At 44.8% G+C, this 4,164-nt stretch carries 5 protein-coding genes; all 5 read right to left on the bottom strand.

Annotated features, from left to right (window positions below; genetic code table 11):
- Positions 1-24: 24 nt before the first annotated feature.
- On the bottom strand, positions 25-588 hold the full coding sequence (locus tag AC1DUA_RS26555) for a TetR/AcrR family transcriptional regulator (RefSeq protein ID WP_477502629.1): 564 nt from the start codon (positions 586-588) through the stop codon (positions 25-27).
- A gap of 63 nt (positions 589-651) precedes the next feature.
- Positions 652-981: an antibiotic biosynthesis monooxygenase family protein gene (locus tag AC1DUA_RS26550; protein WP_477502628.1), complete on the bottom strand. Its 330-nt coding sequence runs from the start codon at positions 979-981 to the stop codon at positions 652-654.
- A 344-nt stretch (positions 982-1,325) separates the two neighbouring features.
- Entirely contained in the window at positions 1,326-1,904 is a 579-nt protein-coding gene (locus tag AC1DUA_RS26545) for a dienelactone hydrolase family protein (protein WP_477502627.1), read from the bottom strand.
- Positions 1,905-1,969: 65 nt separating this feature from the next.
- A complete protein-coding gene (locus AC1DUA_RS26540; protein ID WP_477502626.1) occupies positions 1,970-2,368 on the bottom strand; it encodes a hypothetical protein in 399 nt (132 codons plus the stop codon).
- Positions 2,369-2,377: 9 nt separating this feature from the next.
- Positions 2,378-4,164 (bottom strand): chondroitinase family polysaccharide lyase (locus AC1DUA_RS26535; protein ID WP_477502625.1); only part of this gene is annotated, 1,787 nt, incomplete at its 5' end.

Here is a 4,164-nt window from a genome sequence, read left to right as displayed (position 1 = left end):
ACCCAAAAGTCCCAAAGACTGTTTTCAGACGAGAATTGCTTTCCAAGATGCCTCCATAATTTGTTGAATCTGGAGTTCATTCATAGGATATTTCTGGACATAATATCCTTTCAGAATAGAAGCAATCATCCCGTGGATGAGCTGGTGACACAAATGAGAGTCCATTTCTTTGATGATCCCCTGCTTCTGGCCCTCGATAATCAAAGAAAGAATTACTTCGCTAGAGTTATTGGCATCATCCATCTTGCGCAACTCTGGCGAGATATATGGCGAATACGAAAAGCTGTCGATAAACATGAACTCCTTGGGACAATGAATGCCGAACTCCAATCTATTTAACTGAAGGCATCTAAAGCGCTCATATAAACTCGAATCGGGATTATAGCCCTTTAACAGGTACTCCCCCATTAGCATCCGTGCTTCTTTATACACCGCATTAACCAGTTCTTCTTTATTGGCAAAATAGTTATACATTGTGCCAGACCCCACGTTGGCTCGCTTAAATATTTTGGAGAAGGTAACCGATTGAAGTCCTTCTTCGTCAATTAAGTCGAGTGTGGCAGCCATTATGTCCTTTTTCTTGCTCATGTAATCCACCTCTTGGCATTAACATTAGTACGATCGCGAGGTAGATGTCAAGTAGATAGAAGCTTATTCCGTGAAGGGTTCGAACGTTTTGACGACTTCATAGCTGCCTGGTTCAAATGTCGCTATCTTCATTGCTTCCTGAAGATAAGGAAGAGGTTTAGGATCATTTCTCATCGCTTGGTACTGCTCCGCACTTCTCCACTGCGCATACATGGTAACTTTAGTCCCTTCTGTCCCCCGATGGAGACTGCAAGAAATAAATCCGGGCGCATACCGAACGGACACATCAGTTGCACTAGTGAGCAAATCGATTAAACGTTCTTGATTTTCAGGTTCCACTGTGAACACATTAATAAACGTAAGAACGTTATTACTCGTTGATATCAGTGTCATATATGAACTCCTTCATGATCTATTCTCGCGTATCTTGTGCTTCATGCCATCATCTTATACATGCAAGAATCTGATAATATAAATTGTAGTTCCCATCAATGATACACCTTTGAGGAACTACAAGCCGCTATTCTAGCAAATTCAGCCCGTTTCCGCGTTCCAACGGAACTACAGGGCTTTATTTGAGCACTAATCCCGTTTTCTTTAAGAAAACGGACAAATAGAGGACCACAGTTCCCCTCTACGCGAAAGAGAGCCTATTTCGATGAAATAGCGCCCTGTAGTTCCCTTTGTCAGGGAGAAACCGCTCAAATCTCATGGGGTGGAGTGCTCAACACAAACCATTACCTGAACTGACGGAGGAATTCAAGTACACGCTTCATTAGCAATGCCGCAGCTTCAGCATCATAAAAAGGCAAACTGCTGTCAGCGAAGCAGTGTTGGTCGCCTGGGTACAAAAAAAGTTCGACATGATTGGCCGAAGCCACGAGCTCACGAGCCGCTTCAATGTCACCATCGTCAACGAAATATGGATCAGCATCCATGCTATGAACCTGTGCCGGTAAATCGGCTGGCCAAGGTGATTCGAACATCGCGGTTGGAACGCAGGAGTAAAAGAGCAACGCACCGCTAGCGCCCTCCCGAGTCTGGACGAGCTTCTGGGCAGCCAATACACCTAACGAAAACCCTGCATAGACCATGTTTCTTGGAAGCTCATTTGCAACACGTTCGCCTCGCTCCATAATCTCTTCGAACCCGATCTCCTTGACATAGGCCATGCCTTCCTGAATAGTGGTAAACAACCGACCTTCGAAGAGGTCAGGAACATGTACAATATGACCCTCTTTTCTAAGCTCATCAGCAAAGATATGAACACCTTTGGTCAGTCCCTGCGCATGATGAAATAATAGAACCTCAGCCATCTTCCTTCTCCTCCTTCGCAGTATCTGTTACTGGTTAGTAATAGGTTATAATTCTATTCTTCTATTCAACTCGCTGGAATTCCTTTGACAAGGCTTATATCGATTGATTTTCCATCCACGCAGTCAAATTGAATCGTTGTTTTAGAATCTGTTGCACTTATTATTCTGGCAAACGGGCTAGGCTGCCTCAAGGCCCATATGCCTTGCAAGGTCACCGTATTCTGTTTCATGACACTCGGCGCAGAGGTGTCTTCCCGTACGGTCTTCAACCTCAGATCCGGATCTGACATGCTTAAATTCAGGCTGTTGCTGTCAACATTCTGAATCATAAGCATCATAGGGTCACTGACCCGCTGCAATACTCCCTTTTTTATATCAGAAGTGCTATCGAAGACGACGTATCCTGTCATGCGCAATCCTGGATCGTCATTCCTTACGATATGAGCCTTCCTGTCCTTCTGCATGACCGTATATTATAAYTTGGAAGCGAAAGCTTCGGTGCCCGATGTACCCGCGCCTAGCTTGATCGCATATTCATATCCAGCTGCTTGAGGTGCTGCGCCATGATTGATATAAGCTGTTGTATAATTGCCCGATGTGTTCGTAGTCCCTGCTGAGTTTTTTGAGTTTTGCACGCCTCTATTTATGATAGTCCCTTTCGGATTAGGTATAACATAGCCATTTCCATAAGGGTCGACCATCCAGATTTTCGACGTATCCTGAACAACATTGCTATAAGTCGAACTCGTTATTGACGTACCATTATACCAGAACGGCATGGAATCGTTTGGCATCCACGACTGGAACAAAACCGTCTCTGTTAGGTGGCTGGTATCTGAATTTACGATATCAGAGCCCAGACAAACCAACTTATCTCCAAAGAAAAATGTCGTTTTATTTGCCTTAAAGCTGGTATCTTCATTGTCAGTCAGTTTCATGCCAAAGATTCCGTATTGATTGTTGAAAGACACGCCGCCCAAATACGTTTCGTTAGCAAAAACATGATCCGTGCGTTCTATTTCATCCACGGTCAAGTGCTTGGCTGTGCTCCCGGGCCAACGTGCCCAATCCCAGCCCTTTTCAATATTTATTCCACTGGCGTCTAAACCCAGGGACAGATTATTATTTAGAATTTGTAAGGTTCCATAACTCGTATATTTACCATAGACATTTGTAACAAGAGTAGCAAGTTTCGAATTATTAAAGTAGTCGTAGCTTTCGGCGTTGAATACATACTTACTCCAGCCTTTAACACTCACCAATCTGTCGGCTGTCCGATTGATCACAAACCCGCCATACGGTTTCGCCCAGAAGCCCACTGGATCCGGTTTCGCAGGAGTATTACTGGCAACCAGCTCAGTAATGAGTTGATAGTCACTTAAAGTAAGAAATCCGTCCGCTTTATTTAAGGCTTGGGTTGCGTTCGTATCCCACAATCTTTTAAAGCTGCTGGTCATATCCTGCTCAACTGGATTTTTGGCAGCAGCCAGATAGGCATATGCCACCATGTTCTGCACCGTAGGTACTACGCTTCCCGGCACTCTACCTGTTGCTCCGATGGGAATAACATATTTGCTGGACATCAGCTCCAATGTGAGCAGTGCATTTTTCAAGTTATTGAAGGAGCTATCCGTTACCGCAAATTGCGTGCGCCCCAGTAGGTAAGCCAGATAAGTGCCACCTCGCGCTGCTTGGGGACCATAGGTATTCATGTATGCGCCATTGTGATGGAAAAGCGTTCCATCCGCCTTTATACTGCCGTCATATCCGGGAGCTATGGCCAGAGCTTGATTGAGCTTATCGAGATAACCCTTCATGTATTGCACCTTCTGAGGTGTATTGTCCATGCACAATATATAGAGCAATTGAGACACCATCATCGTATGGAGCTCATCCGCAGTGGTTTCCGAATAAGTAGATGTATCAAAGGTCCTGCCGAGCTTAGAATACCAGAAAGCGGTCCTTAATTCTCTATCAAAGAGTGCTCTGCTCCGATTCTTGATCTCGTCTCTCATAATGTATAAGCCAATGTAGTACCCTGTGCTTCTTAGCTCTTGATGATCCTGCGTTCCCATCGTACTTCCCTCTGCCCATCCCTGGTCATTGACATAATCCAAGACATCAAAAAATTTCTCTTTACTTGCCGCATTCCCATTAATTTTGTAGTCAAGTGCAAGTGGGGCAAGAAGACCTGTAACGGCATCCACCTTGGGCAAATGTGGATCTCTGTCTGCATACAGCGCTTGTCCGGTAATCGTTC

The organism is Paenibacillus sp. 01T422 (assembly GCF_056398785.1).
The sequence above is the reverse complement of the archived record's forward strand: the minus strand, read 5'-3'. Positions and strand labels throughout refer to the sequence as shown.